Raw genomic sequence first — 14,877 nt, 5'->3', positions numbered from 1 at the left:
AATGTTTATCGAGTTGATTTCACGCAATATCTGAATGGCTATAGCTGCTATTTTCGCCCGCACAAAAAACGTCGTAACAATGAGGTGACGATGAACGTCAGTCGCAGGAAGTTTTTCAAAATCTGCGCCGGCGGAATGGCAGGTACAACGGCGGCGGTGCTGGGCTTTGCCCCAAAAGCCGCGCTGGCGGAGACGCGCAACTACAAGCTGCTGCGCGCGAAAGAAACCCGCAATAGCTGTACTTACTGTTCTGTTGGCTGTGGATTATTAATGTATAGCCTCGGAGACGGCTCGAAAAATGCCAAATCCAGCATTTTCCATATCGAAGGGGACCCGGACCACCCGGTAAACCGCGGCGCTCTGTGCCCGAAAGGCGCAGGACTGCTCGACTATATTCACAGCGATAGCCGCCTTCGCTACCCGGAATACCGCGCCCCAGGTTCCGATAAATGGCAGCGCATCAGCTGGGAAGACGCGTTCTCTCGCATCGCCCGCCTGATGAAAGATGACCGTGATGCGAACTTCATTGAGAAGAATGAGCAGGATGTGACGGTCAACCGCTGGCTTTCCACCGGCATGCTGTGCGCTTCGGCGGCCAGCAACGAAACCGGCATGTTGACCCAGAAGTTTGCCCGCTCGCTGGGCATGCTGGCGGTAGATAACCAGGCGCGCGTCTGACACGGACCAACGGTAGCAAGTCTTGCTCCAACATTTGGTCGCGGTGCGATGACCAACCACTGGGTTGATATCAAAAACGCCAACGTGGTGATGGTGATGGGCGGCAACGCCGCTGAAGCCCACCCGGTCGGTTTCCGCTGGGCGATGGAAGCCAAAAACAACAACGACGCCACGCTGATTGTGGTCGACCCGCGCTTTACCCGCACCGCCTCGGTGGCGGATATCTACGCGCCAATCCGCTCCGGCACCGACATTACCTTCCTGTCGGGCGTCATTCTGTACCTGATTTCTAACAACAAAATCAACGCAGAATACGTCAAACACTACACCAATGCGGCCCTGCTGGTACGCGAAGACTTTAGCTTTGACGACGGCCTGTTCAGCGGCTACGACGAAGAAAAACGCCAGTACGACAAAACCAGCTGGAACTACCAGTTCGACGAAAACGGCTTTGCGAAGCGTGACGACACGCTGACCGACCCACGCTGCGTGTGGAACCTGCTCAAAGAGCACGTTGCACGCTACACGCCGGATGTCGTCGAGCATATCTGCGGCACGCCGCAGGCGGACTTCCTGAAAGTGTGCGAAGTGCTGGCCTCAACCAGCGCGGTGGACCGCACCACCACGTTCCTGTACGCGCTGGGCTGGACTCAGCACACCGTGGGCGCACAGAACATCCGCACCATGGCGATGATCCAGCTGCTGCTGGGTAACATGGGCATGGCGGGCGGCGGCGTCAACGCGCTGCGTGGTCACTCCAACATTCAGGGTCTGACCGACCTCGGCCTGCTGTCCACCAGCCTGCCAGGCTACCTGTCTTTGCCGTCCGAGAAGCAAACCACGCTCGAGGACTACCTCGCAACCAACACGCCAAAAGCCACGCTGCCGGGCCAGGTTAACTACTGGAGTAACTATCCGAAGTTCTTCGTCAGCCTGATGAAAGCGTTTTACGGCGACGAAGCGCAGAAGGAAAACGGCTGGGGCTTTGACTGGCTGCCGAAGTGGGATCAGGCCTACGACGTGCTGAAGTACTTCGACATGATGGATCGCAATCTCGTGACCGGCTACCTGTGCCAGGGCTTTAACCCCGTCGCCTCGTTCCCGGATAAAAACAAGGTTGTCGCCAGCCTGAGCAAGCTGAAGTACATGGTGGTTATCGATCCGCTGGTGACGGAAACCTCCAACTTCTGGCAGAACCACGGCGAGATGAACGACGTCGACCCGACGAAGATCCAGACCGAAGTGTTCCGCCTGCCGTCCACTTGCTTTGCAGAAGAAGACGGTTCCATCGCCAACTCCGGCCGCTGGCTGCAGTGGCACTGGAAAGGCGCAGATGCACCGGGCGAAGCGCTTAACGACGGCGAAATTCTTGCCGGGCTTTACCACCGCCTGCGCCAGATGTACCAGGCCGAAGGCGGCAAAGGCGTTGAGCCGCTGATGAAAATGCGCTGGGACTACCACCAGCCGGCTCATCCCGAGTCCGAAGAGATCGCCAAAGAGAGCAACGGCTACGCGCTGGAAGATTTGTTTGACGCCAACGGCAACCTGCAGGCGAAAAAAGGCCAGCTGCTGGACTCCTTCGCGCTGCTGCGTGACGACGGCTCTACCGCCTCGGGCTGCTGGATTTACGCCGGGAGCTGGACCAGCAAAGGCAACCAGATGGCGAACCGCGACAACGCGGATCCGTCCGGGCTGGGCAATACGCTGGGCTGGGCGTGGGCGTGGCCGATGAACCGCCGCGTGCTGTACAACCGCGCCTCGGCAGACCTGCAGGGGAAACCGTGGGACGCGAAGCGCATGCTGATCCAGTGGAACGGTACGAAATGGGTCGGGAACGATATTCCAGACTTCAGCACCGCCGCCCCGGACAGCGGCGTGGGGCCGTTCATCATGCAGCAGGAAGGCCTGGGGCGCTTGTTCGCACTCGACAAGCTGGCCGAAGGACCGTTCCCGGAGCACTACGAGCCGTTCGAAACGCCGCTGGGCACCAACCCGCTGCACCCGAACGTGGTTTCCAACCCGGCGGCACGCCTGTACGAGGCGGACGCGAAGCGCATGGGCCGCAGGCAGCAGTTCCCGTATGTCGGCACGACTTATCGCCTGACCGAGCACTTCCACACCTGGACCAAGCACGCGCGGCTTAACGCCATCGTGCAGCCGGAGCAGTTCGTTGAAATAAGCGAAGGGCTGGCGAAGGCCAAAGGCATTGCGCACGGCGACTGGGTGAAAGTCAGCAGCAAACGCGGCTTTATTAAAGCCGTGGCCGTGGTGACGCCGCGCCTGCAAACCCTGCACGCGGGCGGCCAGGAAATCGAAACCGTCGGTATTCCGCTGCATTGGGGCTTTGAAGGGGCGGCACGCAAGGGCTATCTCGCCAATACCCTGACGCCGTCGATAGGCGACGCCAACTCGCAAACGCCGGAGTACAAGGCGTTTCTGGTCAACATTGAGAAGGCGTAAGGGAGAAAACAATGTCCATGCAATCTCAGGATATTATCAAACGCTCGGCGACCAACAGCTTCACGCCGCCGCCGCGGGCGCGTGACTTCAAGGAAGAAGTTACCAAGCTCATCGATGTCACAAGCTGTATCGGCTGCAAGGCCTGCCAGGTTGCCTGCTCGGAGTGGAACGACATCCGCGACGAAGTCGGCCACTGCGTGGGGGTTTACGATAACCCCGCCGATCTGAGCGCCAAGTCCTGGACGCTGATGCGTTTTTCAGAAACCCGTGAAAACGGCAAGCTGGAATGGCTCATCCGCAAAGATGGCTGTATGCACTGCGAGGATCCGGGCTGCCTCAAAGCCTGCCCGTCCGCCGGGGCGATTATTCAGTACGCCAACGGCATCGTGGACTTCCAGTCCGAGCACTGCATCGGCTGCGGCTACTGCATCGCGGGCTGTCCGTTCAACGTGCCTCGCCTGAACAAAGACGATAACCGCGTTTATAAATGCACCCTGTGCGTTGACCGCGTGAGCGTCGGCCAGGAGCCTGCCTGCGTGAAAACCTGCCCAACCGGCGCGATTCACTTTGGCACCCGCCAGGAAATGCTGGAAATGGCAGACCAGCGCGTTGAGAAGCTGAAAAAACGCGGCTTTGAACATGCGGGCGTTTATAACCCGCAGGGCGTGGGCGGCACGCACGTAGTTTACGTGCTGCACCATGCCGACAGGCCGGAGCTGTACCACAACCTGCCGAAAGAGCCGAAGATTGATACCCCAATCAACCTGTGGAAAGGCATTCTGAAACCGCTGTCGGCGGCGGGGTTTGTCGCCACCTTCGGCGCATTGATTTTCCACTATATCGGCATTGGCCCGAACGAAGAGGTGGACGAAGACGAGGAGGATAAGCATGAGTAAGATGATTGTCAGAACGAAATTCATCGACCGTGCCTGTCACTGGACGGTAGTGATTTGCTTCTTCCTCGTGTCGCTGTCCGGCATCGCGCTGTTCTTCCCGACGCTGCAATGGCTGACGGAAACCTTCGGCACACCGCAGATGGGGCGTATTTTGCATCCGTTCTTCGGCGTGGCTATTTTTGTGGCGCTGATGTTTATGTTCGTGCGCTTCGTGCATCACAACATTCCCGATAAGCAGGATTTACCCTGGCTGAAAGGCATTGTTGAGGTGCTGAAAGGCAACGAGCATAAAGTGGCGGACGTGGGCAAATACAACGCCGGGCAGAAGATGATGTTCTGGAGCATTATGAGCATGATTTTCGTGCTGCTGGTGACCGGGATTATTATCTGGCGGCCGTGGTTCGCGCACTACTTCCCGATGTGGATGATTCGCTACAGCCTGCTTATCCACGCGGCGTCGGCCATTATTCTGATCCACGCCATCCTGATCCATATGTACATGGCGTTTTGGGTGAAAGGATCGGTTAAGGGCATGATCGTCGGCAAGGTCAGCCGCCGCTGGGCGAAGAAGCACCACCCACGCTGGTATCGCGCTATCGAGGCCGAAGAGGCCAAAAAAGAGAATCGCGAAGGTCTGAAGTAACCGCTCGTTCCCCCTCTTCCGCCATGGAAGAGGGGTTCACCCGGCACAACGCAAAAGAATTGTGTTGTTTTGTATCCACACCGCGCTCAGCTAAACAACAAAACAAATCCCTCGCCACCTGACACAGCCCACATACAAACCAGGCGTTAAATAAGCGCATCCGCCACCTGCAGGCGGCAACGTGTTCAACGACCTGATATGTGAGGCTTATGATGAAACTGTTCCGCAACGTTATTCTCCCGCTCGTACTTGCCGCTGCCGTAGCACCCGCTTTTGCTGCCAAAGAAGTTCATAGCGCCCAGGGCCTGGTAAAAATTGGCACCGTCACTGAAAGCGAGAGCACCACGCTGTCCCTCGAGCAGCTCAATGAAAAACTGGCTCAGAAAGCCGAGAAAGCTGGCGCCAGCGCCTGGCGAGTTGTCTCCGCCGGCGGCAACAACAGCTACTTCGGCAGCGCCGATATTTACCGCTGATTTATTCCCTCCCCCTAAAACAGGAAAATGAAATGAAACCCACGCGTAAAACGCTGCTGGCGCTGGCTGCGGCTAGCCTGATGACCGGCTTTGCCGCCCAGGCGGAAACGCAGCACACCATCGTGTTAGTGCACGGCGCCTTCGCCGATGCCACCGGCAGCTGGGAGCAGGTGATCCCCGTGCTGCAAACGCGCCATTACGAAATCATCACCGCGCAAATCCCGCTCACGTCGCTGAAAGATGACGTAGCGGCGACCAAACGCGCCATCGCCCGCGCCAAAGGTGACGTTATTCTGGTCGGTCATTCCTGGGGCGGCACGGTGATTACCGAGGCGGGCAACGACCCGAAAGTTAAAGGGCTGGTGTACATCAACGCCTTTGCGCCGTCGCCAGGCCAGTCAACGGCCGACCTGGCTAACAGCTTCCCCGCCCCGCCTGGCAGCGCAAAAATCATCAAGGGCGCGGACGGCTTCCTGAGCCTCGACCCGAAGGCCGTCGCCACCGACTTTGCCCAGGATGCGACGCCTGAAACGCAGAACATTATCGGCATCACCCAGATGCCGATTGCCGCCGCAAGCTTCACCGAAAAAGTGACCACCGCCGCCTGGCAACAGAAGCCAAGCTGGTTCCTGGTCGGCAGCAATGACCGGATGATTAACCCGGATCTGGAGCGGGCAATGGCGAAGAAAATCCATGCTCATGTCACTGAATTGCCGGTCAGCCACGTGCCGATGCTTTATGACCCGAGAAATGTCGCCCGCACGATCTTTAAAGCCGTGAATATTACTTCGGGGAATTAACTCGCCTTATTTAATAAGGAGGAAATAACGCTCTCAATAATTAGCCGATTATTTACCGTTGCTAAATTCATTTTAATTATCTGGAGAACACGATGAACCGTATTGCTATGTCCGCTATTGCCCTGTCTTTGGTTTCTTTCAGCGCGGCCTCTTTTGCCGCTGAATTAACCGGGCCAAACCTTGAGCGCTGTTTTGGTATTGCCAAAGCTGCTGATAACGACTGCAAGGCCGGCGCGGGCACCACCTGCGCAGGGACTTCTAAAGTCGATTACCAAAAAAATGCCTACAAAATGGTGCCGGCGGGCACCTGCACATCGATCCAAACGCCAAATGGCCACGGCTCGCTGACCGAAGGTTAATAAAAGGGCCACTCACATGACGATGACTATCAATTTGGGCGCCGGGTTAGGCCTTAAGCCTGAGCATTACGCCGACGCCTGGGCCAGTCCATCAACCCTCTGGTTCGAGGTTCACAGTGAAAATTATCTCATGGCGGGTGGCCCGCGCAGAGAGTGGCTGGCGGCCATTCGCCAGCAGCATCAGATCTCCCTGCACGGCGTTTCGCTCTCGTTGGCTGCAGACGAACCGCCGGACGCTCAATTGCTCGCGCAGCTAAGAGCGTTAGTGACCGACATCAAACCCGCGCTCGTTTCAGAGCACCTCGCCTGGTCGCGCTGGAACGGGGTTTATTACCCCGACCTGCTGCCGGTGCCGAGAACCACGCGGGTACTGAACCGCGTCATAGATAATATCAACCGCGTGCAGGATGCGCTGGGCCGCCAGATTTCACTGGAAAATCCGACGCATTATTTGCAAATGCCGGAACACGAGTGGGATGAAATCGAATTTCTCGACGAAGTCAGCCGCCGGAGCGGATGCGGCCTGCTGCTGGATCTGAATAACGTCTGGCTGAGCGCCCACAACCTTGAGTTTGATGCAGTGGCCTGGCTGAACCGCTTTCCGACCGAACGTATCACCGAGATCCACCTGGCGGGCTTTAGCGCCGACGAAGGCGGTAGCCATTTGCTGATTGATAGCCACGATCGGTCAGTCTCCGAGGATGTCTGGCTGCTGTATAAGCAACTGATTCGGCGAGCGGGAGCAAAACCCACGCTTATCGAACGGGATGACAACCTGCCGTCGTTCGATGAGCTGCTGGCCGAACAGCAGCGCGCGCAGCACATCATCGACACGCTGGGAGCCACCGCATGAGTAACACCTTAAGCCGCTATCACGAGGCGTTTATTGGCCTGTTATATGGTGAGGCTCGATCCGGGCTTAGCCATTTTCAGCACCAGCCAGGCATGGCCGTTTACCGCAACGGCGTGATCAAAGCCTGCGTGGACGCTCTGGAGGCTAACTTCCCCAGCGTTTCACGGCTTACCGGCCGCGACTTTTTCCGTGAAATGGCGCGCGGCTACGCGCTTGAACAACCGCCGCGCGGAGGGGAATTAATTCGCTACGGCGATGCCTTCCCTGCTTTTATCGCCGTTTATCCACCAGCCCGCGAGCTGCCGTATTTAAGCGCGGTAGCGGAGCTGGACAGGCTCTGGCTGGAGGTGTTTTGCGCTGAGTCTTCGGCCCCGTTGGATATACATACGCTGGCAAATATTCCTCCGGAGACGTTAGGCACCCGTTCATTACCGCTGCGGGCCAGCGTTCGCTGGTACTGGCATGCCACACTGCCGGTGTTCACGCTCTGGGCATTCAACCGCCATCAGACAGCAACGCCGGAGACGCTTCACTGGCAGGGGGAAGGCGCCCTGCTGGTTCGCCGTCAGCAGCAAATTTTTGCCGAACCCTTAAGCCAGGGAGGCACGGTTTTTCTGACCGCCTGCCGCCAGGGAGCACCCCTTGACCAGGCCAGCGAACAGGCGCTGGTTGCCGAGCCAACCCTCGCCCTCGGCCCCTTTTTCAGCAACATGCTTAGCAGCGGTATTTTCGCTGCATCTTAATCACACTCTTTGAGGTTAAATGATGAAAGTATCTGAACAAAAAATGACGGAGCAGGGAGTTCGCTCGCTGTGGAATAGACTCTGGGACCGGCTTCAGGCAGGCGTCAGCGATAGCGTGCTGTTACTTGTCGCCCGCGTAGGCATTGCTGCGGTGTTTTTCCTGTCTGGCCGCACCAAAGTGACGGGATTTATGACGCTAAAACCGTCCACCTACGAGCTGTTCCGCACCGAATACGCGCTGCCGCTCATCCCCTATAACATCGCCGCGCACCTCGCCACGTTTGCCGAGCACACCTTCCCTGTTCTGCTGGTGCTGGGCCTGTTTTCACGCTTCGCCGCCGCAGGCCTGCTGTTTATGACGCTGGTGATTGAGATTTTTGTCTACCCGGATGCATGGCCTACGCACCTGATTTGGGGCGGTTTGCTGCTGCTGATTATCGCCCGCGGCGCAGGCCGCTGGTCACTGGACAGAGTGCTGAAGCTGGCGTGAGGGAATGCAGGGGCGACACGGGAACCAGTTTCTCCGTGCCGCTCTTGCTGGTTTGAACTGCCTGTACGGCAGTGAGCATGCTTTCAGCGCAGCCGTGTCCGGAGTGATGTTTCTAAGCTGCCTGTGCGGCAGTGAACGCAGACATAAACGGGCTGAATGCGCCGTTTATTTTCTAAGCTGCCTGTGCGGCAGTGAACACAAGTGGTGCATGGATTTGTTACATGGACATTTTCTAAGCTGCCTGTGCGGCAGTGAACAAGAGCTTTTCACAGCTAACCCTCTGTTGCAATACGTAAAATCATCTCTTTCCCACTTCACACCCTTTTTTTAGGTACAACGGCGCAGAATAGAAAAATCAATAAGTTACGAGCAGGGCTAAAAAAAGGGGCCGGGAACCTTCAGACTTTGTCATCGGCGAATTTTCAGCAGCGACTCGCAAATCGTCCGGAAAAACTCATCGATAATCGATTAATCATCTGTGGGTGAGGACGAATATCTCAGCGCATCCACCAGCAGAGAGAAGGCTGTTGTGTGCTGCTTGCGGCTGGGGTAATAAAGGTAATAGCCGGGAAACGGTTTGCACCAGGCCTCAAGCACCCGCACCAGCCGCCCTTCGGCAATCTTGTCGGTCACCGTATCGCTCGGGACAAAAGCCAGCCCCAGGCCGAGCAACGCGGCATCAATGCGCTGGCGAAGGCTATTGAATGTTAATTGCCCTTCGACACGAATTTTTAGCTCGCGCCCGTCTTTTTCGAACTCCCAGGCATAAAGTCCACCGAAAGTGGGAAGACGCATATTGATGCAGTTGTGCTGCTGGAGATCCTGCGGCGTGGCCGGATAACCGTGCTTGTCAAAATAAGCGGGCGAAGCAATCACCGACATGCTGAGCTCCGGGCCAATGCGTACGGCTACCATATCTTTTGCCACCTGCTCGCCGAGACGAATACCCGCGTCGAACCGCCCGCTGACGATGTCGGTCAGCGCGTTGTCCACGCTAATTTCTACGTTGATGTCCGGGTAGTCGACCAGAAAGGTTTGCAGCACCGGCCATAGCACCGACTGTACGCTGTGCTCCGCCGCGTTAAGGCGAATATTCCCGGCCGGGCGCTCGCGCATTTCACTCAGAACGGCAAGTTCGTTCTCCAGGTCAGCAAAACGAGGCGCCAGGCTGGCAAGCAGCTTCTCACCGGCTTCAGTGGGCGCAACGCTTCTCGTCGTGCGGGTTAGCAAACGAAGCTGGAGGCGCTCTTCAAGCCCGCGAATCGCGTGGCTTAGGGCTGACTGGGAAACGCCAAGTTTTGCCGCCGCCCGGGTAAAACTGCGTTCACGCGCCACTGCCATAAATGACATTAGATCGTGAAAGTTCTCTTTTAGCATGGGCGAAAGCGCCTCAATCAGTGACAGAATCCCTCCAGTATAGCGAGATTCATGAGCTGGATTCATAAGCTCTTGTACATTTCACCGGCTAGTCCCCTGCGTCAATCACGACTACTGTATTTCTACGATCAATGAATGCGCTATCTGGAGTACGACATGAAAATTACCCGCAGCGGATCTCAACCTTCTCAGCGAGGCCCGGAGAGCTATTTTACCGGCACCGTGCGCATTGATGCGCCATTTAGCGGCACGGAAAACGCACGTGTAGGTGGGGCTACCGTCACCTTTGAACCCGGTGCACGCACGGCCTGGCATACGCACCCACTTGGCCAAACGCTGATTGTTACTCAAGGGCGCGGCTGGCTGCAGGAATGGGGCGGAGAGATTCAGGATCTGAACCAGGGCGATATCGCCTGGATCCCCGAAGGGGTGAAACACTGGCACGGGGCGTCGCCAGAAACGGCAATGACGCATATCGCAATTGCCGAGTCATTGAACGGCAGCCCGGTTGAATGGCTGGAAAAAGTCAGCGACGAGCAATACAAAAAATAGCGATGGAGGTTACATGACACAAGGCATTGAAAATAAAGTTGTGGTGATCACCGGCGCCAGCAGTGGCCTGGGTGAGGCCCTGGCGCGTCGTCTGGTTAAAGACGGCGCTAAGCTAGTGCTGGGCGCTCGCCGTCTCGATCGGCTAAAAAAACTGGCGCAGGATCTTAACCTGAGCCCGGAAGCAGCGGTGCAGACCGACGTCACTCAGCCGGAGCAGGTGCAGACGCTGGTCGATAAGGCCCTGGCGCTGTACGGGCGAGTGGATGTAATGGTCAATAATGCAGGCCTGATGCCGCATTCGCTGCTCGAACGCAGAAAGTTTGATGACTGGAATGCGATGATCGACGTCAACCTTAAGGGCGTACTGTACGGTATTGCCGCTGCCCTGCCTTATATGCAGCAGCAAAAAAGCGGCCACATCATCAATACCTCTTCCGTCGCGGGCCACAAAGTTCGCGCGGGCAGCGCAGTTTACGCGGCCACCAAAACGGCGGTGCGGGTGATATCTGAAGGACTGCGTCAGGAGGTAAAACCTTACAACATCCGCACGACAATTATTTCGCCGGGGGCGGTTGAGAGCGAGCTGGTGACCAGCATTACCGAAGCAGACGTGGCGGCCAATATCCAGCAGTTCTACGACGACGTTGCAATCTCCGCCGAGTCGTTTGCCAGCGTGGTCGCCTTTGCCATCGGCCAGCCGGAGGATGTGGACATCAACGAAATCCTGTTCCGCCCTACCCGTCAGGAGCTTTAACATTTCGCCCTCTCTTCCGCCCGGATGAGAGGCCTTTTGGTCCTACCAATTTCACTAAAAACGTGCCCTTTTCTACAAAATGCCGATAAAGGCTCGCCAGAACGTTGCCATTCGTTAACACAAGATTAACCATTAGCCATCATTTGCTCTACAAAGCAAAATTGGTCCTACCAATCTAATAAAAAACGATAAACGCCTCACCCTGGAGAACACCTGCATGCAAGTCTGGCCCCAACTCTACGACCCGCTCGGGAATATCTGGCTGTCGAGCCTGATTGCCGCGATCCCGATCCTGTTCTTCTTCTTCGCGCTGATTAAGCTGCGCATGAAGGGCTACAAAGCCGCGACGCTGACGGTATTTCTTGCCCTGTTGGTCGCGCTGTTTCTGTACCGCATGCCGGTGGACAGAGCGCTTGCCTCAGTAGTTTATGGCTTCTTCTATGGCCTGTGGCCCATCGCCTGGATAATCGTCGCCGCGGTGTTTGTCTACAAGATCTCGGTAAAGACCGGTCAGTTCGACATTATTCGCTCCTCTATCCTGTCGATTACGCCGGATCAGCGTCTGCAAATGCTGATTGTCGGCTTCTCCTTTGGGGCATTTCTCGAAGGTGCCGCAGGGTTTGGCGCGCCGGTCGCCATTACCGCCGCCCTGCTGGTCGGCCTGGGCTTTAAGCCGCTTTATGCCGCCGGTTTGTGTCTGATAGTGAACACCGCGCCGGTCGCCTTCGGCGCAATGGGGATCCCGATTATCGTTGCCGGGCAGGTCACCGGCCTGGACAGCTTCGAGATAGGCCAGATGGTAGGCCGCCAGTTGCCGTTCCTGACGATTATCGTGTTGTTCTGGATCATGGCGATTATGGACGGCTGGCGCGGTATCAAAGAGACCTGGCCGGCGGTGATCGTGGCGGGTGGCTCGTTTGCTATCGCGCAGTATCTCAGCTCCAACTTTATCGGCCCTGAGCTGCCGGACATTATCTCGTCGCTGGTATCGCTGGTGTGCCTGACGGCATTTCTGCGGGTCTGGAAACCGGTGCGTATTTTCCGCTTTGATAGCGAGGGTGCGGCTGAAACCGTGCAAGGGCAGTCCTCGCAGAAATACACCTCCGGGCAGATCCTTAAGGCCTGGATGCCGTTCCTGTTCTTAACGGCCACGGTCACGCTGTGGAGCATCCCGCCGTTTAAAGCGCTGTTCGCCAAAGGCGGCGTGATGGCCGACTGGGTCTATAATTTCTCGGTTCCGTTTCTCGACAATCTGGTGGCCAAAATGCCGCCGGTGGTTGCCGCGAGCGTGCCTTATGCAGCAGTCTTTAAGTTTGACTGGCTGTCGGCCACCGGCACCGCCATCCTGGTCGCGGCGCTGATCTCTGTTGTCTACCTGCGCATGAAGCCAAAAGCGGCGCTGGCGACCTTTGGAGAAACGCTGAAGGAGCTGGCGCTGCCGATTTACTCCATCGGCATGGTGCTGGCGTTTGCTTTTATCTCCAACTATTCCGGGCTGTCGGCCACGCTTGCCCTGGCGCTGGCGCACACCGGCCATGCCTTTACCTTCTTCTCGCCGTTCCTTGGCTGGCTGGGCGTGTTCCTGACCGGGTCGGACACCTCTTCTAACGCGCTGTTTGCCGCCCTACAGGCAACCACCGCGCAGCAGATTGGCGTGTCGGACCTGCTTCTGGTGGCGGCCAACACCACCGGCGGCGTCACCGGCAAGATGATTTCGCCGCAGTCGATAGCCATTGCCTGTGCGGCGGTGGGGCTGGTGGGGAAAGAGTCAGACCTGTTCCGCTTCACCGTGAAGCACAGCCTGATTTTCACCTGCATGGTGGGCGTGATTACCACGCTGCAGGCCTATGTTTTAACCTGGATGATCCCATGACCGAAGCTGTTCCGCGCCTTGCCGACCAGATAGTTGAGCGTGTTAAGGCGCTGATTAATGAACGTAACCTGGAGGCGGGCATGCGGTTGCCCGCCGAGCGCCAGCTGGCCGCCGGGCTGGGCTGTTCGCGCTCGATTTTACGCGAGGCAATTCAGAAGCTGATTGGCGAAGGCGTGCTGGCCAGCCGTCGCGGCGGCGGCACTTATCTGCGCTACCAGACCGAGCAGTGGTCGGAACAGCGCATCGTGCAGCCGCTGAAGACGCTGGTTGAGGGTGACCCCAGTTACCAGTTGGATATCCTCGAAGCGAGACATTCCATTGAAGGCAGCACGGCCTGGTACGCGGCGATGCGAGCGACGCAGGCCGACAAAGAAAAGCTGATCGCCTGTTTTGATGCCACGCTCAAGTTTAAAGAGAGCGACGATCCGGATCTCGCCGCGCAGGCCGACGTTCGTTTTCACCTGGCAATAGCCGAAGCCTCCCACAATATCGTGCTGCTCCAGACCATGCGCGGGTTCTTCGACCTGCTGCAATCTTCGGTGCTCCATAGCCGCCAGCGTATGTACACCGTTCCGGCCATTTTTGCCGGGCTAACCGAGCAGCATGACGAACTGTTGCAGGCGATTCTGGCCGGAGACGCCGAGCGGGCAAGACGAGCCGCCCAGTCGCACCTCGGCTACGTGCACGCCACCATCAAGACCCTGCAGGAAGACGAAGCCCGTCAGGCACGCGTTACCCGCCTCCCGGACGAAGCAAGTGATGAAATAAGGGAAAAGAAACGATGATTATTTCCGCAGCAACCGACTACCGTGCCGCCGCCGAGCGCATTCTGCCGCCATTTTTATTCCACTACATCGACGGTGGGGCCTATGCCGAGCATACCCTGAAGCGCAACGTGGAGGATTTGGCACAGGTGGCGCTCAAGCAGCGCGTACTGAAAAACATGTCGGCGCTGAGCCTGGAAACCAGGCTGTTCAACGAAACGCTGTCAATGCCGGTGGCCCTCGGCCCCGTGGGGCTTTGCGGCATGTATGCGCGCCGGGGAGAAGTTCAGGCCGCAAAAGCCGCCGCGGCGAAAGGCATTCCTTTTACCCTGTCGACGGTGTCCGTTTGCCCCATTGAAGAAGTCGCCCCCGCCATCAGCCGCCCGATGTGGTTCCAGCTCTATGTGCTGAAAGACCGCGGCTTTATGCGCAATGCGCTGGAGCGGGCGAAAGCCGCCGGATGCTCTACGCTGGTGTTTACCGTCGATATGCCAACGCCGGGCGCTCGTTACCGTGACGCCCACTCCGGCATGAGCGGCCCTAACGCGGCAATGCGTCGTTATCTTCAGGCCGTAACGCACCCGCAGTGGGCATGGGATGTCGGCTTAAACGGCCGTCCTCATGATTTGGGCAATATCTCCGCCTATCTCGGTAAACCGACCGGGCTGGAAGATTATATCGGCTGGCTGGCGAACAACTTTGATCCGTCAATATCCTGGAAAGATCTGGAGTGGATCCGCGAGTTCTGGGATGGCCCGATGGTGATTAAAGGGATCCTCGACCCAGAAGACGCCCGCGATGCGGTTCGCTTTGGCGCCGACGGTATTGTGGTGTCTAACCACGGCGGCCGCCAGCTGGACGGCGTGCTCTCTTCCGCTCGCGCCCTGCCCGCCATTGCCGATGCGGTAAAAGGCGATATTACAATTCTGGCTGATAGCGGCATCCGCAACGGCCTGGACGTGGTGCGTATGATTGCGCTGGGCGCCGACACGGTGCTGCTGGGACGCGCCTTCCTGTATGCGCTGGCCACCCACGGCGAGGCTGGCGTCAGCAACCTGCTAAACCTGATTGAGAAAGAGATGCGAGTCGCGATGACGCTGACCGGCGCGAAGTCTATCGCCGGGATTACGCCTGAGCTGCTGGTTCGCCAGGGCTTCTGATC

Annotated in this window: 15 protein-coding genes; 14 read left to right on the top strand and 1 reads right to left on the bottom strand. The window is 57.7% G+C overall.

The features are described 5' to 3' along the window. Positions 1-90 precede the first annotated feature (90 nt). From fdnG to ACE38U_RS20480, 9 genes are all read left to right on the top strand, one after another. Positions 91-3,138, top strand: a complete 3,048-nt coding sequence (fdnG, locus tag ACE38U_RS20520) for a formate dehydrogenase-N subunit alpha (protein ID WP_144244035.1) — start codon at positions 91-93, stop codon at positions 3,136-3,138. Between the two features lie 11 nt (positions 3,139-3,149). Then, positions 3,150-4,034: a formate dehydrogenase subunit beta gene (gene fdxH, locus ACE38U_RS20515; RefSeq protein WP_038474973.1), complete on the top strand. Its 885-nt coding sequence runs from the start codon at positions 3,150-3,152 to the stop codon at positions 4,032-4,034. Next, positions 4,021-4,677, top strand: a complete 657-nt coding sequence (gene fdnI, locus ACE38U_RS20510) for a formate dehydrogenase-N subunit gamma (protein WP_038482885.1) — start codon at positions 4,021-4,023, stop codon at positions 4,675-4,677. The genes fdxH and fdnI overlap by 14 nt, the downstream gene beginning before the upstream one ends. 209 nt (positions 4,678-4,886) lie before the next feature. Further along, positions 4,887-5,150, top strand: a complete 264-nt coding sequence (locus tag ACE38U_RS20505; protein WP_370527413.1) for a YdgH/BhsA/McbA family protein — start codon at positions 4,887-4,889, stop codon at positions 5,148-5,150. 32 nt (positions 5,151-5,182) lie between these two features. Continuing rightward, the gene (locus tag ACE38U_RS20500; protein ID WP_375530447.1) at positions 5,183-5,950 is read left to right on the top strand and encodes an alpha/beta fold hydrolase; all 768 of its coding nucleotides are present in this window, start codon (positions 5,183-5,185) and stop codon (positions 5,948-5,950) included. Between the two features lie 92 nt (positions 5,951-6,042). Next, positions 6,043-6,309 carry a BufA1 family periplasmic bufferin-type metallophore gene (locus ACE38U_RS20495; protein ID WP_039300972.1) on the top strand — a complete coding sequence of 89 codons (267 nt, stop codon included), beginning with the start codon at positions 6,043-6,045 and terminating at the stop codon, positions 6,307-6,309. 16 nt (positions 6,310-6,325) lie between these two features. Continuing rightward, positions 6,326-7,162: an MNIO family bufferin maturase gene (bufB, locus tag ACE38U_RS20490; protein WP_375530446.1), complete on the top strand. Its 837-nt coding sequence runs from the start codon at positions 6,326-6,328 to the stop codon at positions 7,160-7,162. Further along, positions 7,159-7,905 (top strand): HvfC/BufC family peptide modification chaperone, encoded by a 747-nt coding sequence (locus ACE38U_RS20485; protein WP_375530445.1) that lies wholly within the window; start codon positions 7,159-7,161, stop codon positions 7,903-7,905. Before bufB ends, ACE38U_RS20485 begins: the two co-directional genes overlap by 4 nt. Positions 7,906-7,924: 19 nt before the next feature. Then, positions 7,925-8,395: a DoxX family protein gene (locus ACE38U_RS20480; RefSeq protein WP_375530444.1), complete on the top strand. Its 471-nt coding sequence runs from the start codon at positions 7,925-7,927 to the stop codon at positions 8,393-8,395. A gap of 468 nt (positions 8,396-8,863) precedes the next feature. Here ACE38U_RS20480 and ACE38U_RS20475 read toward each other — a convergent pair whose 3' ends face one another. Then, a complete protein-coding gene (locus ACE38U_RS20475; RefSeq protein ID WP_176983266.1) occupies positions 8,864-9,772 on the bottom strand; it encodes a LysR family transcriptional regulator in 909 nt (302 codons plus the stop codon). A 156-nt stretch (positions 9,773-9,928) separates the two neighbouring features. Between ACE38U_RS20475 and ACE38U_RS20470 the strand changes: the two genes are divergently transcribed. The 5 genes from ACE38U_RS20470 (at position 9,929) to lldD (ending at position 14,875) form a co-directional block, all read left to right on the top strand. Beyond that, on the top strand, positions 9,929-10,324 hold the full coding sequence (locus ACE38U_RS20470; protein WP_061275464.1) for a (R)-mandelonitrile lyase: 396 nt from the start codon (positions 9,929-9,931) through the stop codon (positions 10,322-10,324). Between the two features lie 13 nt (positions 10,325-10,337). Beyond that, on the top strand, positions 10,338-11,078 hold the full coding sequence (locus ACE38U_RS20465; RefSeq protein WP_176983267.1) for an SDR family oxidoreductase: 741 nt from the start codon (positions 10,338-10,340) through the stop codon (positions 11,076-11,078). A 217-nt stretch (positions 11,079-11,295) separates the two neighbouring features. Further along, the gene (gene lldP / locus ACE38U_RS20460; RefSeq protein ID WP_176983268.1) at positions 11,296-12,951 is read left to right on the top strand and encodes an L-lactate permease; all 1,656 of its coding nucleotides are present in this window, start codon (positions 11,296-11,298) and stop codon (positions 12,949-12,951) included. Next, positions 12,948-13,736, top strand: a complete 789-nt coding sequence (gene lldR, locus ACE38U_RS20455) for a transcriptional regulator LldR (RefSeq protein ID WP_038474993.1) — start codon at positions 12,948-12,950, stop codon at positions 13,734-13,736. The genes lldP and lldR overlap by 4 nt, the downstream gene beginning before the upstream one ends. Continuing rightward, positions 13,733-14,875 (top strand): FMN-dependent L-lactate dehydrogenase LldD, encoded by a 1,143-nt coding sequence (gene lldD / locus ACE38U_RS20450; RefSeq protein ID WP_176983269.1) that lies wholly within the window; start codon positions 13,733-13,735, stop codon positions 14,873-14,875. The genes lldR and lldD overlap by 4 nt, the downstream gene beginning before the upstream one ends. Positions 14,876-14,877 lie beyond the last annotated feature (2 nt).

This window comes from Cedecea selenatireducens, assembly GCF_042138895.1.
Lineage (GTDB): Bacteria > Pseudomonadota > Gammaproteobacteria > Enterobacterales > Enterobacteriaceae > Cedecea > Cedecea selenatireducens.
Note: the sequence above shows the minus strand (reverse complement) of the source record. Positions and strands in the feature narration are given on the sequence as shown.

Excerpts from the sequence above, each read along its gene's own strand:
- fdxH (WP_038474973.1), top strand. The coding sequence starts at position 3,150 with ATGTCCATGCAATCTCAGGATATTATCAAACGCTCGGCGACCAACAGC.
- ACE38U_RS20505 (WP_370527413.1), top strand. The coding sequence starts at position 4,887 with ATGATGAAACTGTTCCGCAACGTTATTCTCCCGCTCGTACTTGCCGCT.
- ACE38U_RS20500 (WP_375530447.1), top strand. The coding sequence starts at position 5,183 with ATGAAACCCACGCGTAAAACGCTGCTGGCGCTGGCTGCGGCTAGCCTG.
- ACE38U_RS20495 (WP_039300972.1), top strand. The coding sequence starts at position 6,043 with ATGAACCGTATTGCTATGTCCGCTATTGCCCTGTCTTTGGTTTCTTTC.
- bufB (WP_375530446.1), top strand. The coding sequence starts at position 6,326 with ATGACGATGACTATCAATTTGGGCGCCGGGTTAGGCCTTAAGCCTGAG.
- ACE38U_RS20485 (WP_375530445.1), top strand. The coding sequence starts at position 7,159 with ATGAGTAACACCTTAAGCCGCTATCACGAGGCGTTTATTGGCCTGTTA.
- ACE38U_RS20480 (WP_375530444.1), top strand. The coding sequence starts at position 7,925 with ATGATGAAAGTATCTGAACAAAAAATGACGGAGCAGGGAGTTCGCTCG.
- ACE38U_RS20475 (WP_176983266.1), bottom strand. The coding sequence starts at position 9,772 with ATGCTAAAAGAGAACTTTCACGATCTAATGTCATTTATGGCAGTGGCG.
- ACE38U_RS20470 (WP_061275464.1), top strand. The coding sequence starts at position 9,929 with ATGAAAATTACCCGCAGCGGATCTCAACCTTCTCAGCGAGGCCCGGAG.
- ACE38U_RS20465 (WP_176983267.1), top strand. The coding sequence starts at position 10,338 with ATGACACAAGGCATTGAAAATAAAGTTGTGGTGATCACCGGCGCCAGC.
- lldP (WP_176983268.1), top strand. The coding sequence starts at position 11,296 with ATGCAAGTCTGGCCCCAACTCTACGACCCGCTCGGGAATATCTGGCTG.
- lldR (WP_038474993.1), top strand. The coding sequence starts at position 12,948 with ATGACCGAAGCTGTTCCGCGCCTTGCCGACCAGATAGTTGAGCGTGTT.
- lldD (WP_176983269.1), top strand. The coding sequence starts at position 13,733 with ATGATTATTTCCGCAGCAACCGACTACCGTGCCGCCGCCGAGCGCATT.